Source organism: Paractinoplanes tereljensis (genome assembly GCF_016862435.1).
Lineage (GTDB): Bacteria > Actinomycetota > Actinomycetes > Mycobacteriales > Micromonosporaceae > Actinoplanes > Actinoplanes tereljensis.
The window spans coordinates 322,522-342,230 of sequence record NZ_BOMY01000013.1 but is presented as its reverse complement, the minus strand read 5'-3'; the positions used below and the strand labels follow the sequence as shown (position 1 = coordinate 342,230).

The 19,709-nt window shown below is 70.3% G+C and carries 21 protein-coding genes and 1 riboswitch; of the genes, 17 read left to right on the top strand and 4 right to left on the bottom strand.

Features of this window, described 5'->3' with window-relative positions:
* Positions 1 to 15: 15 nt before the first annotated feature.
* The 6 genes from rpsM to truA all read left to right on the top strand — a co-directional run bounded on the left by rpsM (position 16) and on the right by truA (position 4,117).
* Positions 16 to 396: a 30S ribosomal protein S13 gene (gene rpsM, locus Ate02nite_RS10835; protein ID WP_203803123.1), complete on the top strand. Its 381-nt coding sequence runs from the start codon at positions 16 to 18 to the stop codon at positions 394 to 396.
* A gap of 17 nt (positions 397 to 413) precedes the next feature.
* The gene (rpsK, locus tag Ate02nite_RS10830; protein WP_014440747.1) at positions 414 to 821 is read left to right on the top strand and encodes a 30S ribosomal protein S11; all 408 of its coding nucleotides are present in this window, start codon (positions 414 to 416) and stop codon (positions 819 to 821) included.
* Between the two features lie 16 nt (positions 822 to 837).
* Complete coding sequence (gene rpsD / locus Ate02nite_RS10825) at positions 838 to 1,464, top strand: 30S ribosomal protein S4 (protein WP_203803112.1); 627 nt, start codon at positions 838 to 840, stop codon at positions 1,462 to 1,464.
* Positions 1,465 to 1,556: 92 nt separating this feature from the next.
* Positions 1,557 to 2,579, top strand: a complete 1,023-nt coding sequence (locus tag Ate02nite_RS10820; RefSeq protein WP_020513615.1) for a DNA-directed RNA polymerase subunit alpha — start codon at positions 1,557 to 1,559, stop codon at positions 2,577 to 2,579.
* A gap of 36 nt (positions 2,580 to 2,615) precedes the next feature.
* Entirely contained in the window at positions 2,616 to 3,176 is a 561-nt protein-coding gene (gene rplQ, locus Ate02nite_RS10815) for a 50S ribosomal protein L17 (protein ID WP_203803108.1), read from the top strand.
* A 125-nt stretch (positions 3,177 to 3,301) separates the two neighbouring features.
* Entirely contained in the window at positions 3,302 to 4,117 is an 816-nt protein-coding gene (truA, locus tag Ate02nite_RS10810) for a tRNA pseudouridine(38-40) synthase TruA (protein ID WP_203803105.1), read from the top strand.
* On the opposite strand, the gene Ate02nite_RS10805 is transcribed toward truA, so the two are convergent.
* Entirely contained in the window at positions 4,114 to 4,965 is an 852-nt protein-coding gene (locus Ate02nite_RS10805; protein ID WP_203803091.1) for a hypothetical protein, read from the bottom strand. The genes truA and Ate02nite_RS10805 overlap by 4 nt on opposite strands.
* A 96-nt stretch (positions 4,966 to 5,061) precedes the next feature.
* On the opposite strand from Ate02nite_RS10805, the gene Ate02nite_RS10800 reads away from it, so the two are divergent.
* The 9 genes from Ate02nite_RS10800 to thiC all read left to right on the top strand — a co-directional run bounded on the left by Ate02nite_RS10800 (position 5,062) and on the right by thiC (position 13,026).
* A complete protein-coding gene (locus Ate02nite_RS10800; protein WP_203803088.1) occupies positions 5,062 to 5,676 on the top strand; it encodes a class I SAM-dependent methyltransferase in 615 nt (204 codons plus the stop codon).
* Between the two features lie 33 nt (positions 5,677 to 5,709).
* Positions 5,710 to 7,356 carry an ABC-F family ATP-binding cassette domain-containing protein gene (locus tag Ate02nite_RS10795; RefSeq protein ID WP_203803086.1) on the top strand — a complete coding sequence of 549 codons (1,647 nt, stop codon included), beginning with the start codon at positions 5,710 to 5,712 and terminating at the stop codon, positions 7,354 to 7,356.
* Positions 7,357 to 7,397: 41 nt separating this feature from the next.
* A riboswitch (TPP riboswitch) is annotated at positions 7,398 to 7,509 on the top strand.
* A complete protein-coding gene (locus Ate02nite_RS10790) occupies positions 7,478 to 8,089 on the top strand; it encodes a thiamine phosphate synthase (RefSeq protein WP_203803084.1) in 612 nt (203 codons plus the stop codon). Its footprint overlaps the riboswitch before it by 32 nt.
* Positions 8,086 to 9,099, top strand: a complete 1,014-nt coding sequence (gene thiO / locus Ate02nite_RS10785; protein WP_203803082.1) for a glycine oxidase ThiO — start codon at positions 8,086 to 8,088, stop codon at positions 9,097 to 9,099. Before Ate02nite_RS10790 ends, thiO begins: the two co-directional genes overlap by 4 nt.
* Positions 9,099 to 9,302, top strand: coding sequence for a sulfur carrier protein ThiS (thiS, locus tag Ate02nite_RS10780; protein WP_203803080.1), 204 nt, complete (start codon positions 9,099 to 9,101; stop codon positions 9,300 to 9,302). The genes thiO and thiS overlap by 1 nt, the downstream gene beginning before the upstream one ends.
* Positions 9,299 to 10,048, top strand: a complete 750-nt coding sequence (locus tag Ate02nite_RS10775; RefSeq protein ID WP_203803078.1) for a thiazole synthase — start codon at positions 9,299 to 9,301, stop codon at positions 10,046 to 10,048. Before thiS ends, Ate02nite_RS10775 begins: the two co-directional genes overlap by 4 nt.
* Positions 10,042 to 10,635 carry a thiamine phosphate synthase gene (locus Ate02nite_RS10770; RefSeq protein ID WP_203803075.1) on the top strand — a complete coding sequence of 198 codons (594 nt, stop codon included), beginning with the start codon at positions 10,042 to 10,044 and terminating at the stop codon, positions 10,633 to 10,635. The genes Ate02nite_RS10775 and Ate02nite_RS10770 overlap by 7 nt, the downstream gene beginning before the upstream one ends.
* Positions 10,632 to 11,390, top strand: a complete 759-nt coding sequence (gene thiD / locus Ate02nite_RS10765; RefSeq protein ID WP_203803072.1) for a bifunctional hydroxymethylpyrimidine kinase/phosphomethylpyrimidine kinase — start codon at positions 10,632 to 10,634, stop codon at positions 11,388 to 11,390. The genes Ate02nite_RS10770 and thiD overlap by 4 nt, the downstream gene beginning before the upstream one ends.
* A gap of 76 nt (positions 11,391 to 11,466) precedes the next feature.
* Entirely contained in the window at positions 11,467 to 13,026 is a 1,560-nt protein-coding gene (gene thiC, locus Ate02nite_RS10760; protein WP_203803058.1) for a phosphomethylpyrimidine synthase ThiC, read from the top strand.
* On the opposite strand, the gene Ate02nite_RS10755 is transcribed toward thiC, so the two are convergent.
* The 3 genes from Ate02nite_RS10755 to Ate02nite_RS10745 form a co-directional block, all read right to left on the bottom strand.
* Positions 13,014 to 13,454: a ribonuclease domain-containing protein gene (locus tag Ate02nite_RS10755; protein ID WP_203803055.1), complete on the bottom strand. Its 441-nt coding sequence runs from the start codon at positions 13,452 to 13,454 to the stop codon at positions 13,014 to 13,016. The genes thiC and Ate02nite_RS10755 overlap by 13 nt on opposite strands.
* A 135-nt stretch (positions 13,455 to 13,589) precedes the next feature.
* Positions 13,590 to 14,753, bottom strand: a complete 1,164-nt coding sequence (locus Ate02nite_RS10750; protein WP_203803052.1) for a hypothetical protein — start codon at positions 14,751 to 14,753, stop codon at positions 13,590 to 13,592.
* Between the two features lie 97 nt (positions 14,754 to 14,850).
* A complete protein-coding gene (locus Ate02nite_RS10745) occupies positions 14,851 to 16,017 on the bottom strand; it encodes an ABC transporter substrate-binding protein (protein ID WP_203803050.1) in 1,167 nt (388 codons plus the stop codon).
* A gap of 368 nt (positions 16,018 to 16,385) precedes the next feature.
* Between Ate02nite_RS10745 and Ate02nite_RS10740 the strand changes: the two genes are divergently transcribed.
* On the top strand, positions 16,386 to 19,289 hold the full coding sequence (locus tag Ate02nite_RS10740) for a sensor histidine kinase (RefSeq protein WP_203803048.1): 2,904 nt from the start codon (positions 16,386 to 16,388) through the stop codon (positions 19,287 to 19,289).
* Entirely contained in the window at positions 19,286 to 19,693 is a 408-nt protein-coding gene (locus Ate02nite_RS10735) for a roadblock/LC7 domain-containing protein (RefSeq protein ID WP_203803046.1), read from the top strand. The genes Ate02nite_RS10740 and Ate02nite_RS10735 overlap by 4 nt, the downstream gene beginning before the upstream one ends.
* The last annotated feature ends 16 nt before the right edge of the window (positions 19,694 to 19,709 follow it).

Sequence of the window (19,709 nt, the reverse complement as noted above, 5' to 3'; positions counted from 1 at the left end):
GGAGTACGCCCACTTATGGCTCGACTCGTCGGCGTCGATCTGCCTCGCGAAAAGCGGATGGAGATCGCGCTCACTTACATCTATGGGATCGGTCGCACTCGCTCCGTCGAGGCACTGAACGCCACCTCGATTGACCTGAACAAGCGCGCCAAGGACCTCACGGACGAGGAGCTGGTACAGCTCCGGGAGTACATCGAGGGCAATTTCAAGGTTGAAGGTGACCTTCGCCGCGAGGTCGCCGCGGACATCCGCCGCAAGGTGGAGATCGGCTGCTACGCCGGCATCCGCCACCGCCGGGGCCTCCCGGTGCGTGGACAGCGGACCCGTACGAACGCTCGTACCCGTAAGGGCCCGAAGCGCACGGTCGCCGGTAAGAAGAAGCCCGGTCGGAAGTAATAGGAGCGCACTGACTTATGCCACCGAAGGCACGCGCAGGGGCCGCAGTAAAGAAGGTCCGGCGCAAGGAACGCAAGAACGTCGCCCACGGGCAGGCGCACATCAAGAGCACCTTCAACAACACCATCGTGTCGATCACCGACCCGACCGGTGCGGTCATCTCCTGGGCCTCGTCCGGCCAGGTGGGCTTCAAGGGCTCCCGCAAGTCGACCCCGTTCGCCGCGCAGCTGGCCGCCGAGGCCGCTGCTCGCCGGGCGATGGAGCACGGCATGCGCAAGGTCGACGTGTTCGTCAAGGGTCCCGGCTCCGGCCGGGAGACCGCGATCCGTTCGCTGCAGGCCGCCGGCCTCGAGGTCGGACAGATCTCTGACGTCACGCCGCAGCCGCACAACGGATGCCGTCCGCCGAAGCGCCGTCGGGTCTAGGGGAGAGACAGAAGCAATGGCTCGTTACACAGGTGCGGACTGCAAGCGCTGCCGCCGCGAGAAGATGAAGCTGTTCCTCAAGGGCAGCAAGTGCGATGGGCCGAAGTGCCCGTTCGAGTCGCGTCCCTTCCCGCCCGGCCAGCACGGCCGTGGTCGCACGAAGGAGACCGAATACCTGCTCCAGCACCGCGAGAAGCAGAAGGCCCGCCGCGTTTACGGCGTGCTCGAGAAGCAGTTCCGCGGTTACTACGAGGAGGCTGTCACCAAGCCCGGCAAGACCGGTGAGGTGCTGCTGCAGATCCTCGAGTCGCGTCTCGACAACGTCGTTTACCGGGCCGGCCTCGCGCAGTCCCGGGACATGGCCCGGCAGCTGGTCAAGCACGGCCACTTCCTGGTCAACGGCGTCAAGGTGGACATCCCGTCCTACCGCGTCAAGGAGCACGACATCGTCACGACCCGGGAGAAGTCGAAGGAGATGACCCCCTTCGTCGTCGCCCAGGCTCAGGCCGGTTCCCGGACCGTGCCGGCGTGGCTCGAGCCGATCCCGAGCGAGTTCAAGATCCTCGTGCACTCGCTCCCGGCTCGCGCTGTCATCGACACGCAGGTCCAGGAGCAGTTGATCGTCGAGCTTTACTCCAAGTAAGGCTCTTTGGGATGCCGGCCCTTTGGGTCGGCATCCCAAAAACATGAAGACGGCCATCAAATAGTGGGTGGCCTGACAGAAAGAAGTAACGCGTGCTCATCAGCCAGCGGCCGACCCTCTCGGAGGAGTCGCTCAGCGAGACCCGCTCCCGGTTCACCATTGAGCCTCTGGAGCCGGGTTTCGGCTACACCCTCGGTAACTCGCTGCGGCGGACCCTGCTGTCGTCCATCCCGGGCGCGGCGGTCACCAGCATCAAGATCGACGGCGTGCTGCACGAGTTCACCACGATCCCCGGTGTCAAGGAGGACGTGGTCGAGCTCGTCATGAACGTCAAGGAGCTCACTGTCAGCTCCGAGCACGACGAGCCGGTCAGCATGTACCTGCGCAAGCAGGGCCCGGGCGACGTCACCGCTGGTGACATCCAGCCCCCGGCCGGCGTGTCCGTGCACAACCCCGACCTGAAGCTGGCCACGCTCAACAGCAAGGGCCGGCTCGACATGGAGCTCACCGTCGAGCGGGGCCGTGGCTACGTCACGGCGGCGCAGAACAAGAACACCGGCGCTGAGATCGGCCGCATCCCGGTCGACTCGATCTACTCGCCGGTCATGAAGGTGACCTACCGCGTCGAGGCGACCCGTGTCGAGCAGCGCACCGACTTCGACCGCCTGATCATCGACGTCGAGTCGAAGGCGTCCATCTCGCCCCGCACCGCGCTGGCGTCGGCCGGTTCGACCCTGGTCGAGCTGTTCGGCCTCTGCCGCGAGCTGGACGAGACCGCCGAGGGCATCGACATCGGCCCGTCCCCGCAGGACGCGCAGCTTGCTGCCGACCTGGCCCTGCCGATCGAGGAGCTGGACCTCACCGTCCGGTCGTACAACTGCCTCAAGCGCGAGGGCATCAATAGCGTGGGCGAGTTGATAGGGCGTACGGAGGCCGACCTTCTGGACATCCGGAACTTCGGCCAGAAGTCCATCGACGAGGTCAAGATGAAGCTCGCCGGAATGGGCCTGGGACTCAAGGACAGCGCGCCGTCCTTCGACCCGGCGCACGTCGTGGATTCGTTCGGCGACGTGGACTACGACACCGACGACTACCGCGAGACCGAGCAGCTGTAAGCTCTGGCGCCGCGCCATCCACAAGGAGCATCCGAAATGCCCACGCCCACCAAGGGTCCCCGCCTCGGCGGCAGCCCGTCGCACGAGAAGCTCATCCTGGCCAACCTGGCCACCGAGCTCTTCCGGCACGGGAAGATCAAGACCACCGAGACGAAGGCCAAGCGGCTCCGTCCGCTGGCTGAGCAGCTCATCACGAAGGCCAAGCGCGGCGACCTGCACGCCCGTCGCCGGGTGCTGGCCACCGTGAAGGACAAGGACGTCGTGTACGCCCTGTTCGAGCAGATCGCTCCGCGGTACGGCAACCGGCCGGGTGGCTACACCCGGATCACCAAGACCGGCCCGCGCAAGGGTGACGCCGCTCCGATGGCGGTCATCGAGCTGGTCGAGGAGCTCGAGGTCGCGGCCACCACCGCGCCCGCCAAGAAGACGGCGGCGCGCAAGGCTGCGGCGCAGCAGGACAAGGTCGAGGCCCTGGCCCGCGAGGACGAGGCCCCCGCGGCCGCGTCTCCCGCGGCTGAGGTCGAGGCGGACCAGGACGCCGAAGCGCCGGAGAACGCGTCCGGCGACAAGGCCGAAGGCGACGACGCCAAGGCGTGATCTTTGTATGAGCGCCCGGCACCCTTTGGTGTCGGGCGCTCTTTTTATAGGTACGGACATGGAAAAGTGCCGCCTCGACAGGCCCCAGCGCCGTCGTTGGTCGCGGCCGAAAACGGGAGTTTCGCGTGACGGAATCCATCCGCTTGAGACTCGACGTCTCCTATGACGGAGCCGAGTTCTCGGGGTGGGCGGTGCAACCGGGTCGGCGCACGGTCGCCGGGGTCCTTGTGGAGGCGCTGGGCCGACTGGTGGGTGCCGAAACTCCACTGGGCCTGACCGTGGCCGGCCGGACCGACGCCGGGGTGCACGCGACCGGTCAGGTTTGCCATATCGACCTGCCGGCCGAGGCCTGGACCGAGTTGGAGGCGTCGCTGCTGCGGCGGCTCGCGGCCCTGATGCCGCCGGATGCTCGGGTTCGCGTCATCACCCCCGTGCCGGACAGCTTCGACGCGCGGTTCTCGGCTACGTTCCGGCGGTACGAGTACCGGGTCTCGGACACCAAGTGGGGGCCCGAGCCGCTTCGGCGGCACGACACGCTCGGGTGGGTGCGGCCGCTGGACCTCGATCTGCTCAACGCTTCCGCGGCCGGGCTGGTCGGCGAGCACGACTACGCCGCGTTCTGCAAGCGCAAGGAGCACGCCACCACGATCCGGGCGATCAACCGGCTGGACTGGCGGCGCGACCCGGACGGCGTCTGCGTGGCCACCGTGCAGGCCGACGCGTTCTGCCAGGCCATGGTGCGCAGCCTGGTCGGCGCGATGCTGACGGTGGGCGACGGGCGCCGCGAGCCGGACTGGCCGGCGAAGCTGCTCACCCTGCGCGAACGGTCCAGTGAGGTGACCGTGGCCCCGGCCAATGGACTCACCCTGGTCGAGGTCGGTTACCCGGCCGAGGCCGAATACGCGGCCCGCGCCGACGCCACCCGGCGGCTGCGCGCCTAGGCGCTGGCCGCCCGCCGGCCCAGCACCGTGGTGCCCAGGTAGGCGTCGACCAGGTCGCCGGTGATCTTTACCGCCACCGGGTCGTCGCTGGTCACCAGCTTTCCGTCGGAGCGGGTGATCACGCAGTAGAGCAGGTAGTGGCCGCGGGCCCGCCAGCCCACCTGCGAGGTCGGCAGGGCGTCCGGGTCGGTGCGGGCGGCCGGCAGCGTGGCGAAGTTGCCGTCGCCGGTCTCCACCATCTGCCGGAGCTGTTCGTCCACATTGCCGGCCCCGGCCGCGTCGGCCAGGTTGAACAGCCCGGCGGTCACCTCGTAACCCTCGTACGGCGCGATCAGCCCGGCCCGGACCACCTGGCTGCAACCGTGCGCGATCAGCAGCCCGCCCAGGTCGCCGGTGGTAGCCGTACGGCAGTCGGCGTCGGTGTGGGTCAGGTTGATGCGGTAGGGCCGGGCCGCGGGCGGCCGCACCTCGTGCTGATCGGGGAAGACCTCCTCGACCGTCAGCGGTGCGGTGTCCACCGAGCGGGAGGACAGCAGACCGGCCTGATAGGGATCGGTCGCCGCCTCGGCGTCGGGCTGGCGTTCGCCGGCCAGCGCGAAGAACCCGGTCATCGCCACCAGGCCGAGAAGGATCAGCGCGGCCAGCCCGCGGACCATGAACTGGGCGGTGCGTTCGGGCTCGTGCGGCGCTCGCCGGCGTGGCCGCCGGGGAATCCGGTCACGGCCGACGGTGCGCGGCGCGGGCCGGTGCTGGCCGGAACCCATGCCGCCGATGCCCCGGACAAACAGGGCGAGGCCGCCGCGAGCGGAGGAGTGGTGTTCGTAGCGGGGAGGGGTCCCGTACAGCATGCATTCAACGCTAGAAGCGCAAGGTGATCGATGAACGCACAGGCTGTGCGGCACCCCGGTGGCCGTGACCCGTTACTGCGGCGGCAAACTTGCGGGGTGACCGCCGAGCATTACTTCAGCGCCGAACCGTCCGCGCCCGCCCAGCGCGGCGAGATCGAGTTCAACGCGGCCGGCCGCGACTACACCCTGGTGGTGGCGTCCGGCATCTTCTCGGCCGGCCGGCTCGACCCCGGCACCGCCGTCCTGCTGCGCAAGGGTGGCCTGCCGGACGCCGCCGCGACCGGGGTGTTCCTCGACCTGGGCTGCGGCTACGGGCCGATCGCGAGCGTGCTGGCCACCGAGTCGCCGCAAGCGACGGTGTGGGCGGTCGACGTGAACTCGCGGGCCCGGGAACTGACCGCGGAGAACGCGGAACGGCTCGGCCTGGCGGATCGCCTGCGGGTGGCCGGCCCCGACGACGTACCCGCCGAGGTTGTTTTTGATCAGATTTGGAGCAATCCGCCGACGCATGTCGGCAAGGCCGAGTTGCACGCGATCATGGAGCGCTGGTTGCCCCGGCTCGCGCCGGACGGGGTGGCCTGGCTGGTGATCAACCGGCATCTCGGCGGTGACTCGCTGCACACCTGGCTCACCGACCTCGGCTGGCAGGTCGAGCGGATGGCCAGCCAGAAGGCCTATCGCGTGCTCAAGGTGCGCCGGAAAACCGGCTGACCGCGGCGCCCGCAGACGGGAGAATGCGTCCCCATGGGTTATGTGGACGTCGCCGGAGCCGGATTCGTGCTGCCGGACGGCCGGGAGCTGTTCGCCGACGTGTCGTTCCGGGTCGGGGAGGGCGCCAAGGTCGCGCTGGTCGGGCCGAACGGAGCCGGCAAGACCACGCTGTTGCGGCTGGTGGCCGGCGATCTGCCGACCCAGACCGGAAGCATCGCGCGGTCCGGCGGGCTGGGCGTGATGCGCCAGTTCATCGGCATGATCGGCGACGACCGTACCCTCGAGGATCTTGCTCTTTCGCTTGTCGAACCACCTCTGCGGGCGGCCGGTGCGCGGCTCGCCGCGGCCGCCGCGGCCCTCGACGAGAGTGAGCGCACCCAGCTCGCCTACGCCAACGCCCTCGCGCATTGGGGCGAGGTGGGCGGCTACGACGTCGAGGTGCTGTTCGACACCGTGGCGGTGGCGATTCTCGACAAGCCGTGGGAGCAGGTGCGGCACCGTCCGGTCCGGACTCTCTCCGGTGGCCAGCAGAAACGGTTCGCGCTCGACCTGCTGCTGCGCGGGCGGGACGAGGTGCTGCTGCTCGACGAGCCGGACAACTTCCTCGACGTGCCGGGCAAACGCTGGCTCGAGCAGCGACTGCGGGAGTCGCCGAAATCGGTGCTCTTCGTGTCGCACGACCGGGAACTGCTGGCCCAGACCGCCGACCGGGTGGTGGCGGTCGAGGGCGGCGGCGCGTGGACCCATCCCGGCGGGTTCGCGTCCTGGCACGAGGCGCGGGTCAACCGGCACGAGAAGCTCGAGGAAAACCGGCGGCGGTGGGACGAGGAGCATCAGAAGCTGCGCGAGCTGATGTTCATGTACAAGCAGAAGGCCGCCTACAACTCCGATATGGCCTCTCGGTACCAGTCGGCGCAGACCCGGCTGCGCCGGTTCGAGGAGGCCGGGCCGCCGCCGCTGCCGCCCAAGGAGCAGTCGCTGCGGATGAACCTGCGCGGCGGCCGCACCGGCAAGCGCGCGGTGATCTGCGAGCGGCTCGAGCTGGAAAATCTGACCTTCCCGTTCGACCTGGAGATCTGGTACGGCGATCGGGTCGCGGTGCTCGGCGCCAACGGCACCGGCAAGTCGCACTTCCTGCGGCTGCTCGCGGCCGGTGGCAGCGATCCCGAGGCGGAGAACAAGCCGGTCGACGGCGCGCCTCTGTCCTATGTCGCGCATGACGGGGTGGCCCGGCTGGGCGCCCGGGTGCGGCCGGGGCACTTCTCGCAGACCCACGACCGGCCCGAGTTGGTGGACCGCACGCTCGTCGAGATCCTCTGGCGAGGTGACGACCACCGGTCCGGGATGGATCGAGCCGGGGCGATGAAGGCGCTCAACCGGTACGAGCTGGCCGGGCAGGGTGACCAGCGGTTCGGCACGCTTTCCGGCGGGCAGCAGGCACGGTTCCTGGTGCTGATGCTGGAGCTGTCCGGTGCGACTCTTCTGCTGCTGGACGAGCCGACGGACAACTTGGACCTGGCCTCGGCGGAAGCGCTGGAAGAGGGCCTGCGGCAGTTCGAGGGAACGGTGATGGCGGTCACCCACGACCGCTGGTTCACCCGCTCCTTCGACCGCTTCGTGCTGTTCCAGGGCGACAACGAGGTCGTCGAGACGCCCGAACCGGTCTGGGACGTTAGGTAGCGCGAGTCGCCTGCGGGCGGTTATGGTCCGAGACGAGAAAGACAAAACCCCACGGGAGTCCGGTGCACCGGGCTGAGAGGGGGGCTGTTGCAGCCCCCGACCGTCGAACCTGATCCGGATCATGCCGGCGCAGGGAGGAGCGTTTGTGGTGTTTCCTCGTCTTCACATCATCACCGACTCGCTCGACGTGGTTCGCGGAGCGCTCGGCCACGGGCCGGTCGCCATTCAGGTGCGGGTCAAGACCGGTGACCGGGACGCCTATCAGCTGACCGTCGCCGCCTTGGAACTCTGCCGGGCGGCCGGCGCGCTCTGCCTGGTCGACGACCGGGTCGGGGTGGCGATCGCGACCGGGGCCGACGGCGTGCACGTGGGCGCCGAAGATCTGCCGGTGGCGGCCGCGCGGCGGGTGCTCGGGCCGGCCGCGATCCTCGGCGCCACCTGCCGGGACCCGGCCTCGGCGCGGGCCGCGGTGGCCGACGGCGCCAGCTATCTGGGCGTCGGGCCGGTGTTCGCGACCACCACCAAGGCCGGGTTGCCACCGCCGATCGGGCCGGCCGGACTCGCCGCCGTGGTCGACGCGGTGCCCGGCACGCCGGTGATCGCGATCGCCGGGATCACCGCCGCGAACGCAGCTGACCTGCCGGGATACGGCGTTGCCGCGATCTCCGCGATCGCCGCCGACCCGGCCGGGTCGACCGCTCAATTCCTGCGCGTGCTCGGTGTTGCGGCATGACCCGCGGTGGGTCGGTCGCGGTTGTCGGTGGCGGGATCATCGGGCTGTCGATCGCGTGGCGGCTGCAGCAGGGCGGCGCCGACGTCGTGGTGTTCGACGACGGTGAGCTGGGGGCCTGGTTCGTCGCGGCCGGCATGCTCGCGCCCGGCGGCGAGGCCACCCACGAGGAACCGCACCTGGTCCGGTTGCTGGAGGCGTCGAACGAGCGCTGGCCCGGCTTCGCCGCGGAGCTGGGGGTGGATGTCGGCTACGACGACACGGGGACGCTCAGCCTCGCGATGACCGCCGACGACCTGGCCGAGTCGGCCCGGGTCTGGACCCGGCAGAAACTTCCCCTGCTGCGCCCGTCCGAGCTGCGCGAACGCGAACCGGCGCTGTCGCCCCGGGTCCGGGCCGGGGTGTACTCGCCGACCGAGCGGCAGGTGGATCCGCGCCGGGTGGTGCTGGCCCTGCGGGAGCGGCTCGCCGGACACGTCGTGAGCAAGCGTGTCGACAAACTGTCCGAGGTGGACGCCGAGACCGTGATCGTCGCGGCCGGCTGCGGGACGGCGGCCCTGACCGGGTTGCCGGTGCGGCCGGTCAAGGGCCAGGTGCTGCGGCTGCGCGGGGAACCGGGTCTGCTGCGGCACGTGCTCGACGCGACGGTCGACGGCCGGCACGTCTATCTGGTGCCGCGAAAAGACGGCGAGATCGTGGTGGGTGCCACCCAGGAGGAGCGCGCCGACCGGACGGTCACCGCCGGGGGAGTGCACGACCTGCTGCGCGCGGCCATCGAGCTGGTGCCGGATCTCGCCGAGTGCGAGCTGGCCGAAACCACCGTCGGGCACCGGCCGGGGACACCGGACAACGCGCCGCTGCTCGGCCGCCTCGACGACCGGGTGATCGTCGCGGCCGGGCACCACCGCAACGGCGTGCTGCTGGCGCCGATCACCGCCGACCTGATCGCCGGGCTGGTCCTGGACGGGGTCGCGGATCCGCTGCTCGAGCATTTCGCGCCGGGGAGGTTCTGATGCGGTTGACGGTCAACGGACGGGAGCACCTGGAAAGCGGGGACGGCCTGTCGGTGGCGGCTCTGGTCGAGCGGCTGACCGAGGCCCGGCGCGGGGTGGCGGTCGCCGTCAACGGGACCGTCGTACCCCGCAGCACCTGGGACGATGCCCGGCTCGCGGACGGCGACGCGGTCGAGGTGCTGACCGCGGCGCAGGGGGGATGACGATGTTCTTCGGAGATTCGCGGCTCATCCTGGGCACCGGCGGAGCAAACAGCCTCAGCGCGCTGGAGGAGGCGATCCGGGCCTCCGGCACCGAGCTCGTCACCGTCGCCCTGCGGCGGGTCGACGCGGCCGGACCAGGGCTCTTGCCGCTGCTCGACCGGCTCGGCGTGCGAGTGCTGCCGAACACGGCCGGCTGCTACACGGCCGGCGACGCGATCAAGACGGCCCACCTGGCCCGGGACGCGTTCGAGACCGATCTGATCAAGCTCGAGGTGATCGGCGACGAGCGGACCCTGCTGCCGGACGGGGTGGAACTGCTCGCGGCGGCCGAGAAGCTGGTGGCGGACGGGTTCACCGTGCTGCCGTACACCACCGACGACCCGATCCTGGCTCGCCGGCTGGCCGACGTCGGGTGCGCCGCAGTGATGCCGGCCGGCTCGCCGATCGGTTCCGGGCTGGGCATCTCCAACCCGCACCACATCCGGCTCATCCGGCAGTCGGTGGAGATCCCGGTGATTCTCGACGCCGGCATCGGAACCGCCTCGGACGCGGCGCTCGCCATGGAGCTGGGCTGCGACGCGGTGCTGATCGCGAGCGCGATCACCCGGGCCGACGACCCGGCCGGGATGGCGGCGGCGATGCGGCACGCGGTGGCCGGTGGCCGGCTCGCGTACACCTCGGGGCGGATTCCGCGCCGCTTCCACGCGGTCGCGTCCACCTCGGACGACGGGCTGGCCCGGTGGTGACGCCCAGCGGTCTGGTGCTGCTCACCGACCGGCGGCTCGCCTCCGGCTCGCTTCTCGACGTGGTCGCCCGGGCGGTCCGCGGCGGCGCCGCGTGGGTCATTCTCCGGGAACGCGATCTGCCGTACGCCGAACGACGGGCACTCGCGGTGTCGCTGCGCGAACTGCTGCCCCCGGGCCGGCTCATCGTGGCCGGGCCGGACCCACTCGGCGCCGACGCGGTCCACCTGGCCGAGGCCGACCCGCTGCCGGTGGCCGGGGTGTCGCTGATCGGCCGGTCCTGCCACGACGTGCCGGGTCTGTCCATCGAGGACTACGTGACGCTGTCGCCGATCTTCGCGACGTCGACCAAGCCCGGCTACGGACCGGCGCTCGGGCCGGATGACGCGGCGCTGCTCGCGGGCGAGGTGCCGTGGCTGGCCCTCGGCGGGGTCGACTCGCCGGAACGGGCCGCGGCCTGCGCGGAGGCCGGTGCGCGCGGGATCGCCGTGATGGGCGCCGTGATGCGGGCCGCCGACCCGGAAGGGGTGACGCGGACGCTCGCGACGGCCTTCGGCGCGGCCCGGGCCGGATCGGCGGGCCGCCGGTGACGCCGCCGGTGGTGCTGACCATCGCCGGGTCGGACTCCGGTGGGGGAGCCGGGATCCAGGCGGATCTCAAGACGTTCGCGGCGCTCGGCGTCTACGGGACCTCGGTGCTCACCGCGATCACCGCGCAGAACACGCTCGGGGTCACCGCGATTCATCCGGTGCCGGTGGACATCGTCGCGGCGCAACTCGACGCGGTGCTCGCCGACTTTCCGGTGGCGGCCGTGAAGGTGGGCATGATCGGGGATCGGGCGATCGCCGAGTTGCTGCTCGATCGGGCGTCCCAGCTGCCGAACCTGGTCGTCGACCCGGTGCTGGTGGCCACCTCGGGGGCCCGGCTCGCGGCGGCCGCTTCGGTGGAACCGCTCCTCGCGTACCCCTGTGTGTTGACGCCGAATCGGCAGGAAGCCGCCGCCCTGACCGGAAGCCGGTGCGAGACGGCCGAGGAAATGATCGCGGCGGCCGTGCGGCTTGCCGCCGGCGGGCCGCGGGCGGTGGTGGTGACCGGCAGCGAGCTCGCGATGGATGTGCTGCATGGCGACGGCGAGACGTCGGTATTGCACGGCGAACCGGTGGAAACCACAAACAACCACGGGTCGGGGTGCACCTTTTCCTCGGCGGTGGCGGTGCGGCTGGCGCTCGGTGATCCGGTGCCCACGGCCGTGCTCGCCGCCAAGAAGTACGTGACCGCGGCGCTGGCCGGCGGTCGTTCGTGGCGGCTGGGCGCCGGGCCCGGACCGCTGAACCACTTCGCCTGACGGTGTCGCTCTCGGCCCGGTCCGGGGATTCGTGCTGCCGTCGTCCGTCCGATTAGTACCTATTTGGGGAGAAGAGATGCGGCGAAAGGTGTACGTCGAAGGGGCCCGCCCCGAGCTGCGGGTGCCGTTCACCGAGATCGAGTTGACCGATGCGTCCTCGGTTCGGCTGTACGACACGTCCGGTCCGGGTAGTGACCCGGAGGTCGGGTTGCCGCCGTTGCGGTCGGGGTGGAGCGATGGGCGTACCCAATTGGGGTTTGCCCGGTCTGGAATTGTCACGCCGGAAATGGAGTTCGCCGCGATCCGGGAAGGGGTCTCGGCCGAATTCGTGCGGGAGGAGATTGCCGCCGGGCGGGCCGTTCTGCCGGCCAACCGGAACCATCCGGAATCGGAGCCGATGGTGATCGGGGCGCGATTCCTGGTGAAGGTCAACGCCAATATCGGCACCTCGGCCGTGACCTCGTCGGTGGCCGAAGAGGTGGAGAAGCTGACCTGGGCCACCCGCTGGGGTGCGGACACCGTGATGGACCTGTCGACCGGGCCGCGGATCCACCAGACCCGGGAGGCGATCATCCGGAATTCGCCGGTGCCGATCGGGACGGTGCCGATCTACCAGGCGCTGGAGAAGGTCAACGGGGATCCGATCAAGCTGACCTGGGAGCTGTTCCGGGACACCGTTCTGGAGCAGGCCGAGCAGGGCGTCGATTACATGACCGTGCACGCCGGGGTGCTGCTGCCGCACGTGCCGCTGGCGATCGACCGGGTCACCGGGATCGTGTCGCGCGGCGGCTCGATCATGGCGGCCTGGTGCCTGGCCCACCACCAGGAGAACTTCCTCTATACGAACTTCGAGGAGCTCTGCCGGATCTTCGCGGAGTACGACATCACGTTCTCGCTCGGCGACGGGCTGCGGCCGGGGTCGATCGCGGACGCGAACGACGCGGCGCAGTTCGCCGAGCTGCGGACCCTGGGGGAGCTGACCCACCTGGCCTGGGAGCACGACGTGCAGGTGATGGTCGAGGGTCCCGGTCACGTGCCGATGCACAAGATCAAGGAGAACGTCGACCTGCAGGTTGCCCTCTGCGGCGGGGCGCCGTTCTACACGCTCGGGCCGCTCACCACCGACATCGCGCCGGCCTACGACCACATCACCTCGGCCATCGGGGCCGCCATGATCGGCATGTTCGGGACCGCGATGCTCTGTTACGTCACCCCCAAGGAGCACCTCGGGCTGCCGAACCGGGACGACGTCAAGGCCGGGATGATCGCCTACAAGATCGCGGCGCACGCGGCCGACCTGGCCAAGGGGCATCCGGGGGCGCAGGACTGGGACGACGCGTTGTCCAAGGCGCGGTTCGAGTTCCGCTGGGAGGACCAGTTCGAGCTGGCGCTGGATCCGGGCACCGCGCGGGCGTTCCACGACGAGACGTTGCCGGCGGCGCCGGCCAAGACGGCCCACTTCTGCTCGATGTGCGGGCCGAAGTTCTGCTCGATGAAGATCTCGCATGAGTTGAAGGCGCGGGGTATGCGCGACAAATCGGACGAATTTCTCTCTTCGGGCGGGAAGGTCTACGTGGAGGTGCAGGCGGGGCCTGCTTTTTCGGAGGCCCCGCCTGCATCCGGTCAGAGCTTGTAGAAGTTGACGTAGTGGTCGGGGGTGAACCAGGTCTCCTTGGTCGACCGGTTCACCACGATCCGGTACGCGTCCCGGCTCGCGCCGCGGGCCCGGGAGTAGACGTCGTACTCGTTGTAGCTGGCGTTCGCCGGGAGCTGGCCCTCGCGGTTCTGGAATGTACCGCCGGTGTAGTTGTACTGGCCGTACGGCCAGGAGTACCAGCCCGCGCTGGTCGGCCAGCCGAGCGAGCTCCAGCCGGTGCGGGCCGTGCGGGCCGCTGAGCAGCGGGAGATCGTGCAGGTCGAGTAGACCGCGGCCTGGGCGGCGGAGGTGTGCGTCGGCGCGACCACGGCCGGCGCCACCAGGCCGGTGCCGGACACGGCGAAGACGAGCGCGAGGCCGGCGAGGAGCCGGCCGAGGCGGGTGCGGGGTTGCCGGTCAGTAAGCATGATCGGACTCCGATGCCGTCTAGGGGGTCGGGGTTGACCCCGAAGACAACATCGTCACCAATCAATGTACTCAGCGGTACATCTCCGGCTGGTCATTCCATCTATGTTCGTCTATGCGTTACTTCGTTACATCGATCAGCCGTTGCCGAGACCGCTTACCCACTCGGCGACACCGTCCGGTTCGGCCTGGCGGCGTGCCTTCACCTGGGGCGGCGGGGCGATCGGGGTGGGCGTGGCCAGCGGCGGGCTGATCTGCTGCGGCTGCGCCCGGCCCTGGGCCTTGGCCGGATTGGCGTTGGCCGGATTGGCCTTGAAACCGTCGAACGGCGGCATCTCGACCGGCGTCGGCGGGCCGGCCGCGGCGCCGGTACCGGTACCGGTACCGGCCTGGGCGATCGCCGAGTCGGGTTCCGGGTCGCGCTTGGTCAGCGGCGGGCGGTTCGGGGTCGGGCCACCGCTCTCCGGCGAGCGGCGCAACACGGCCGCCAGCACCGAGCCGAGCACTCCGGCGCCGGCCGCGGTCATCGCCGCCCAATAGGGCACTCCCTGGAAGCCGTCGTCGCCGGTGCCCGGCCCAGCGACCAGGTAGGCCGCGGTCAGCAGGGCCGGCCCGGGCAGGCCGGTCAGCGCGATGGTCAGCGTGGAGGCGTCGCGCCGGCGTGCTCGCCAGCCCAGCGCGATGCCGCTGATCAGGGCCAGGGCCGGCATGGTGAACAGCGCGGTCCGCTGGGTGACCGAGTCGGGGAGGAGCGCCGCGTCGATCACGCCGAGGCGGATCGCCGGCAGGGTCTTGCCGGGGGCCAGCGAGGGAACCGCCGAGAGGATCGCGATCGCCCAGGCGGCGATGCCGACGGTGAGGAAGCTCCAGCGGGCCACCGGGCGGCTCAGCGCGGCGTACGCGGCGAAGAGGCCGGCGATGGCGCCGAGTACGGCGCACACCCCGATGACGAAGGCCGGCTGCACCCCGGCGACCGTCGCGGTGCGGGCCGGCTGCATGGTCAGCGGCACCACGATGGCGGCACCGAGGCCGGCCGCGACCGCGGTGCCGAGCCGGGTGCCGGCTCCCGAGGTCGTCGGCAGGTGCGGCCGGCCGGCCATGCCGCCGATTACCGCAGAGGTCATCGCCAGCCAGGCGACCCAGGCCAGCTCGGCTGTCCATTGGTCACGCGCAGTTAGGTCGAGCACGCGCGTCAGGCGCACGATGCCCAGCCCGTACGCCAGCCCGAGCTGACTCGCGCCGGCCAGCGCGGCCACGCCGAGCGTGACCCCTAACAGTTTGGCCGAGGTCCGGAATGCCATGTCGGGGAGGTTACGGAACTCCCGCCCGATGCCGCCACTCCGGACCCAAATTCTTAAGGCAGGTTTAGACGTGTGACGCTGCGTGATCGGTTGATCTTTAGGATGCCAGTCGCCAGCGGCCTGCTCGGGCCACCAGGAGGGTGAGGGCCTGCGGCATCAGTCCGGAGTGGTTGGCCGGGGTGAGCCGGATCGGGCCGGAGAGGCCGTCGACCTGAGAGGTCTCCACGATGGTCCGGATCTGCTCGCGGTTGCCGCCGACCCGGACCACCGCCGCGGCGATCAGGTCGACCGCGTCGGCCGCGAACGAGGCGACGCCCGAGTAACCGCCGTACCGCGAGATGTAGTCGCGGAACCACTGCTTGCGGGCGGCCTTGGCCGGCGTCGTCGCGATGACGTCGTCGACCGCCAGGATCTGGGTGAACACCATGGTGGTGTTGTTGGTCGCGGCGGCCTCGTCGTTCGGGATGAACATGTCGCTCGCGGCGGCCGCGTCGAAGAACACCCGGCCGGTGAAGCCGGCCGCCTTGGCACTCTTCGCCGCCAGCGCGGACTGCTCCGGCCCGGCCAGCACCAGCAGGGCGGCCGGCTGGCCGTCGAGCAGGGTGCCGACCGCCTGGGTGATGTCGGTGGCGGCCGGTTTCACCGAGCTGGTGCCGATCACCGGGATGCCGGCCTTGGTCAACTCGGCCTCGAGGGCCTTGTCGCCGCCGCGGCCGTAGTAGTCGTCGGTGTGCAGGATCGACGCGTTGGGCACCTTGAGGCGGCGCAGCTCGGTGACCATGGTCGCGGCGCTGTCGGCCGAGTTGGGGCCGAGCTTGAAGACGTACGGCCGCTCGGTCACCGGCTGGGCGACCTCGTCGGAGGCGGCCAGCGCGATCGTCGGGATCTTCTTGTCGTTGATCGTCTTGGCCGCGCTCACCGCACAGGGATCGCACGAACCGGCCACGATCGCGGCCACCGACGGGTCGTCGGCGAACGCGCTGATGTTGCGGAGCGACGTGGCGACGTCGGCCCGGTTGTCCTGGGTGCGCAACTCCAACTTGCGGTCACCCAGTCGGCCGGACGCGTTCACCTGGTCGATCCGCAGCTGAAGTGCGCGGCCGTAGGCGGCGTCCACGGTGGAGGAGTTGTTCAGGTCGGCACCGATCACGATGGTGCCGCCGTCACCGCCCGAGTCCCCGTCGTCCGATGTGCAGCCGGCCAAACCGGCGACGAGAAGCGTCGAGGCCACGACGGATGCCGTGGCGAGGCGAGGGAGCCTCACTGCGGTGCCTCCTCGAGGGGAGATGCGGACAGTATGTCCGGCGGATCGCGGCAAACCTTGCCAACGTGAAGGCGGCTGGTCAAGCTGGTGCGCAGCGTCGTGACGGGACGGTCGTCTCACATATTGGTTGGAATCTTGACCGTTTTGGGTAACCGTGCAATCACTTTCTGTGTCCTCTCGGACATTCGCGCACGTCAAAGCGGCGTCCGTGTCGAATGTGGATCCGAATGGCTGGTTACTCATCGGACAACAAGTTTGTTTCCGGGCAGAGCCAGACTTCCCAAACGACTGCGCTCTCTGATGAAATCGCCGGGCCGCAGGCTCCTGTGCGGGCGAGGAGACACGGGGAAGACCACGGAGGAGAAGTCGTGAGCACCGGATCTTCGACCCAGGTGGCGCGCCGTGGTGTCTTTCCCCGGCTTCGGGACGCACGGATCCGCGCCAAACTGGCTCTCATTCTGTTTGTACCGCTGGCCGCGGTTGTCGTGCTCGCCACCGCTCGGCTGGTCGATGTAAGTCAACGCGCAACCGAGGCCAATCAGGTCGAGAAACTGGCCGAGGTCGGCACCGACGTCTCGACGCTGACCCAGTTGCTGCACGGCGAGCGGATGGCCGCCGCGGCGTACCTCGCCACCCAGGGCGCCAAGGTGGACAACTACACCGCCCGGGTGAAGGCCACCGACGCCGAGATCGAGATCTACCGGGCCCACCGCCGCGCGCTCGACGAGCCGGCCGAGGCGGTACAGGCCCGGCTGGTCCAGATCGACGACAACCTGAACACCCTCAACGCCACCCGCAACCAGGTGAGCCAGCGCGAAGGGCTCGGCGTCGCCGAGACCATGTCGCGCTACGGCGTGGTTCTCACCGACCTGCTCGGGTACGGCGAGGCGGTCAGCCAGTACGCCGGTGACGACCAGGTCGGCGACAGCCTCCGGGCCACCAGCGCGTTCGCCAAGGCCAAGGCCGGTGCCGCCGAACTCGAGGCGCTCTCCTACTCGGCCCTGGTCTCCGGTGACCTCAGCGCCGAGCAGCGCACCGCGTTCATTGCGGCCCAGACCAGCCAGCAGGAAGGCCTGCTGACCTTCGCCGCGTTCGCCGACACCGAGCAGCAGTCCCTGGTGGACAACGTGGTCACCGGTGACGCGGTCAACCTGGCCGACCAGGTCTCGATCCAGCTCGGTCGCGGCGTGGCGGTCCCGTCCGACGAGATCATCCAGTCCTTCGGCGCGGTCGTCGACCTGATGCGCTGGGCCGAGCAGGAACTCGAGACGGACGACCTCAAGCTGGCCGGCGACGAGGCCGACTCGGTGGTCCGGCAGGCCGCGCTCGAGGCCGCACTGGTCGTACTCGTGCTGATCGTGGCCATCTCGCTCGCGGTGGTTCTGGCCCGATCGCTCAACCTGTCGCTGCGCCGGCTGCGGGAGGGTGCGCTGGCGGTGGCCAACCGCGACCTGCCCGATGCCGTGGCCCGGCTGCGCGACGCCCGAACCCTCGGCGAGAGCGGTGCCGACGAGATCGTCCGGCAACTGCGGGACCCGATCCGGCTCACCAACCGCGACGAGATCGGCCAGGTTGCGCAGGCGTTCAACGTGGTCCACCGTGAGGCCGTCCGGATCGCGGCCGAGCAGGCCGCGCTGCGCACCACCGTCTCGGCCATGTTCCTCAACCTGGCCCGCCGCTCGCAGTCCCTGGTCGACCGGATGATCGGCGAGCTGGACAGCATCGAGCGCACCGAGGAAGACCCGAAGCGACTGGCCCGGCTCTTCGAGCTCGACCACCTCGCCACCCGGATGCGCCGAAACGACGAAAACCTGCTGGTGCTGGCGGGCGCCGACTCCAGCCCGCCGCGCCGCGAGGACGCGCTGCTCGTCGACGCCCTGCGGGCCAGTCAGTCCGAGGTCGAGCTCTACAACCGCATCGAGTTCGGCACGGTCGACACCGACATCGCCATCGCCGCGCTCGCCGTCAACGACGTGGTCCGACTGGTCGCCGAGCTGCTCGACAACGCCACCCGGTTCTCCCCGCCCACCACCACCGTGGTCGCCGACGCCCGGCGCATCCGCGACTACGTGGTGGTCCAGGTGGAGGACCGCGGCCTCGGCATGTCCGAGGACCAGATGGACCAGCTCAACCGGCGGCTCTCCGAGACACCCAATGTGGACGTGGCCGCGTTCCGGCTGATGGGCCTGGCCGTGGTCGGCCGGCTCGCCAGCCGCTACGGCATCCGGGTCGAGCTGCGGGCCAACCTCGAGGGCGGCACCGTCGCCCAGGTGATCCTGCCCAGCAGCATCGTGGTGGTGGCCAACCGGCGGGACGGGCAGCTCCCCAACAGCGGGCAGTTCCCGGAGCTGGGCTCCGCGCCGGCCGGCGGCTGGGACGCGATGGCCGCCCGGGCCGCGACCGCCACGCTGCCGGCGATCGCCCCGGACCCGTGGCGCGAGCGCGAGCAGCAGGTGTCCGCTCCCAGTCACCCGCAGCTGCCGCGGTTCCCCTCGCAGCGCCCGGCCCCCGAGGCCGCGCCCACGCCGAACCGGCCGCCGCTGCCCACCCGGGTGGCCCAGCCGGTCACCGCGCAGGGCGGGATGAACGGCTTCACCCCGATGACACCGGCACCCATGGCGCCGACACCGGCACCGGCACAGCCGGACTCGGGCAGCTGGGGGGCCGCCCTCGCCGCGATGCCTCCGGTGCCGGTGCAGGAGATGCCGGTACCGGCCGAGGAGCGGAACGACTCGCCGATCTTCGTGGAGATGCAGCAGAGCTGGTTCCGTAACCACGAGGGAGCGGCTCCGGAGGAGTGGGGGATGCCCACCGCCGGGTACGCGCCGCCGCCCAACTCGGGCCCGCCCGCGTTGCCGCAGGCACCCGCACCCGCGTCCGTACCGGCACCCGCGGCGGCACCCACCCCGCCGCCCGCACCGGCGGCACCTCCCGCGCCCGCTCCGGCGGCGAACGGGCACAATGGATCATCGGTTCCGAAGCCGCGTCCGGCGGCCGAGGACCGATGGAAGACGGCGGCGGACGTGGGGTGGCAGCGAGCTATGGCGGCTGCCGAACCGGTCGACGCCGGCACTACCCGCTCCGGACTGCCCAAGCGCGTACCGCAGGCACAATTGGTGCCCGGCGGCGTGCAGAGCGGACCGCGCAACCAGAACCGTCGCAGCCCCGACGAGGTTCGAGGACTCCTGTCCGCGTACCACCGTGGTGTGCAACGCGGGCGGACGGACGGCAGTGCCGAGACCGCCCTCGAAGCTAAGGAGATGGACCAGTGACCAGGCCCCCCACCATGCAGGACATGGGCTGGCTGCTCAACAACTTCGCCAACAGCGTTGCCGGTATCGCCCACGTCGTGGCGGTCTCGGCGGACGGACTGCTGCTGGCGTCCTCGCGTGATCTGCCGGCCGACCGGGCCGACCAGCTCGCCGCCATCGCCTCCGGGGTGGTCAGCCTCACCGAGGGTGCGTCCCGGATGTTCAATGCCGGTGCCGTCCAGCAGACCATCATCGAGATGGAGAGTGGTTACCTCTTCCTCATGTCGGTCAGCGACGGCTCGTCGATGGGCGTGCTCGCCGCGCGCAGCTGCGACGTGGGTCAGGTCGGCTATGAGATGGCGTTGCTCGTTGAGCGGGTGGGTGCCGCGCTGACGCCGGCTCCCCGCGAGACCGTCAGTCATTAGCCGGCGGCCGCCGGAG

What these genes read in the sequence shown, in the direction of transcription:
- rpsM (WP_203803123.1), top strand. Translation starts at nt 16, where the DNA reads ATGGCTCGACTCGTCGGCGTCGATCTGCCTCGCGAAAAGCGGATGGAG.
- rpsK (WP_014440747.1), top strand. Translation starts at nt 414, where the DNA reads ATGCCACCGAAGGCACGCGCAGGGGCCGCAGTAAAGAAGGTCCGGCGC.
- rpsD (WP_203803112.1), top strand. Translation starts at nt 838, where the DNA reads ATGGCTCGTTACACAGGTGCGGACTGCAAGCGCTGCCGCCGCGAGAAG.
- rplQ (WP_203803108.1), top strand. Translation starts at nt 2,616, where the DNA reads ATGCCCACGCCCACCAAGGGTCCCCGCCTCGGCGGCAGCCCGTCGCAC.
- Ate02nite_RS10805 (WP_203803091.1), bottom strand. Translation starts at nt 4,965, where the DNA reads ATGCTGTACGGGACCCCTCCCCGCTACGAACACCACTCCTCCGCTCGC.
- Ate02nite_RS10795 (WP_203803086.1), top strand. Translation starts at nt 5,710, where the DNA reads ATGGGTTATGTGGACGTCGCCGGAGCCGGATTCGTGCTGCCGGACGGC.
- Ate02nite_RS10790 (WP_203803084.1), top strand. Translation starts at nt 7,478, where the DNA reads ATGCCGGCGCAGGGAGGAGCGTTTGTGGTGTTTCCTCGTCTTCACATC.
- thiO (WP_203803082.1), top strand. Translation starts at nt 8,086, where the DNA reads ATGACCCGCGGTGGGTCGGTCGCGGTTGTCGGTGGCGGGATCATCGGG.
- thiS (WP_203803080.1), top strand. Translation starts at nt 9,099, where the DNA reads ATGCGGTTGACGGTCAACGGACGGGAGCACCTGGAAAGCGGGGACGGC.
- Ate02nite_RS10775 (WP_203803078.1), top strand. Translation starts at nt 9,299, where the DNA reads ATGACGATGTTCTTCGGAGATTCGCGGCTCATCCTGGGCACCGGCGGA.
- thiC (WP_203803058.1), top strand. Translation starts at nt 11,467, where the DNA reads ATGCGGCGAAAGGTGTACGTCGAAGGGGCCCGCCCCGAGCTGCGGGTG.
- Ate02nite_RS10755 (WP_203803055.1), bottom strand. Translation starts at nt 13,454, where the DNA reads ATGCTTACTGACCGGCAACCCCGCACCCGCCTCGGCCGGCTCCTCGCC.
- Ate02nite_RS10750 (WP_203803052.1), bottom strand. Translation starts at nt 14,753, where the DNA reads ATGGCATTCCGGACCTCGGCCAAACTGTTAGGGGTCACGCTCGGCGTG.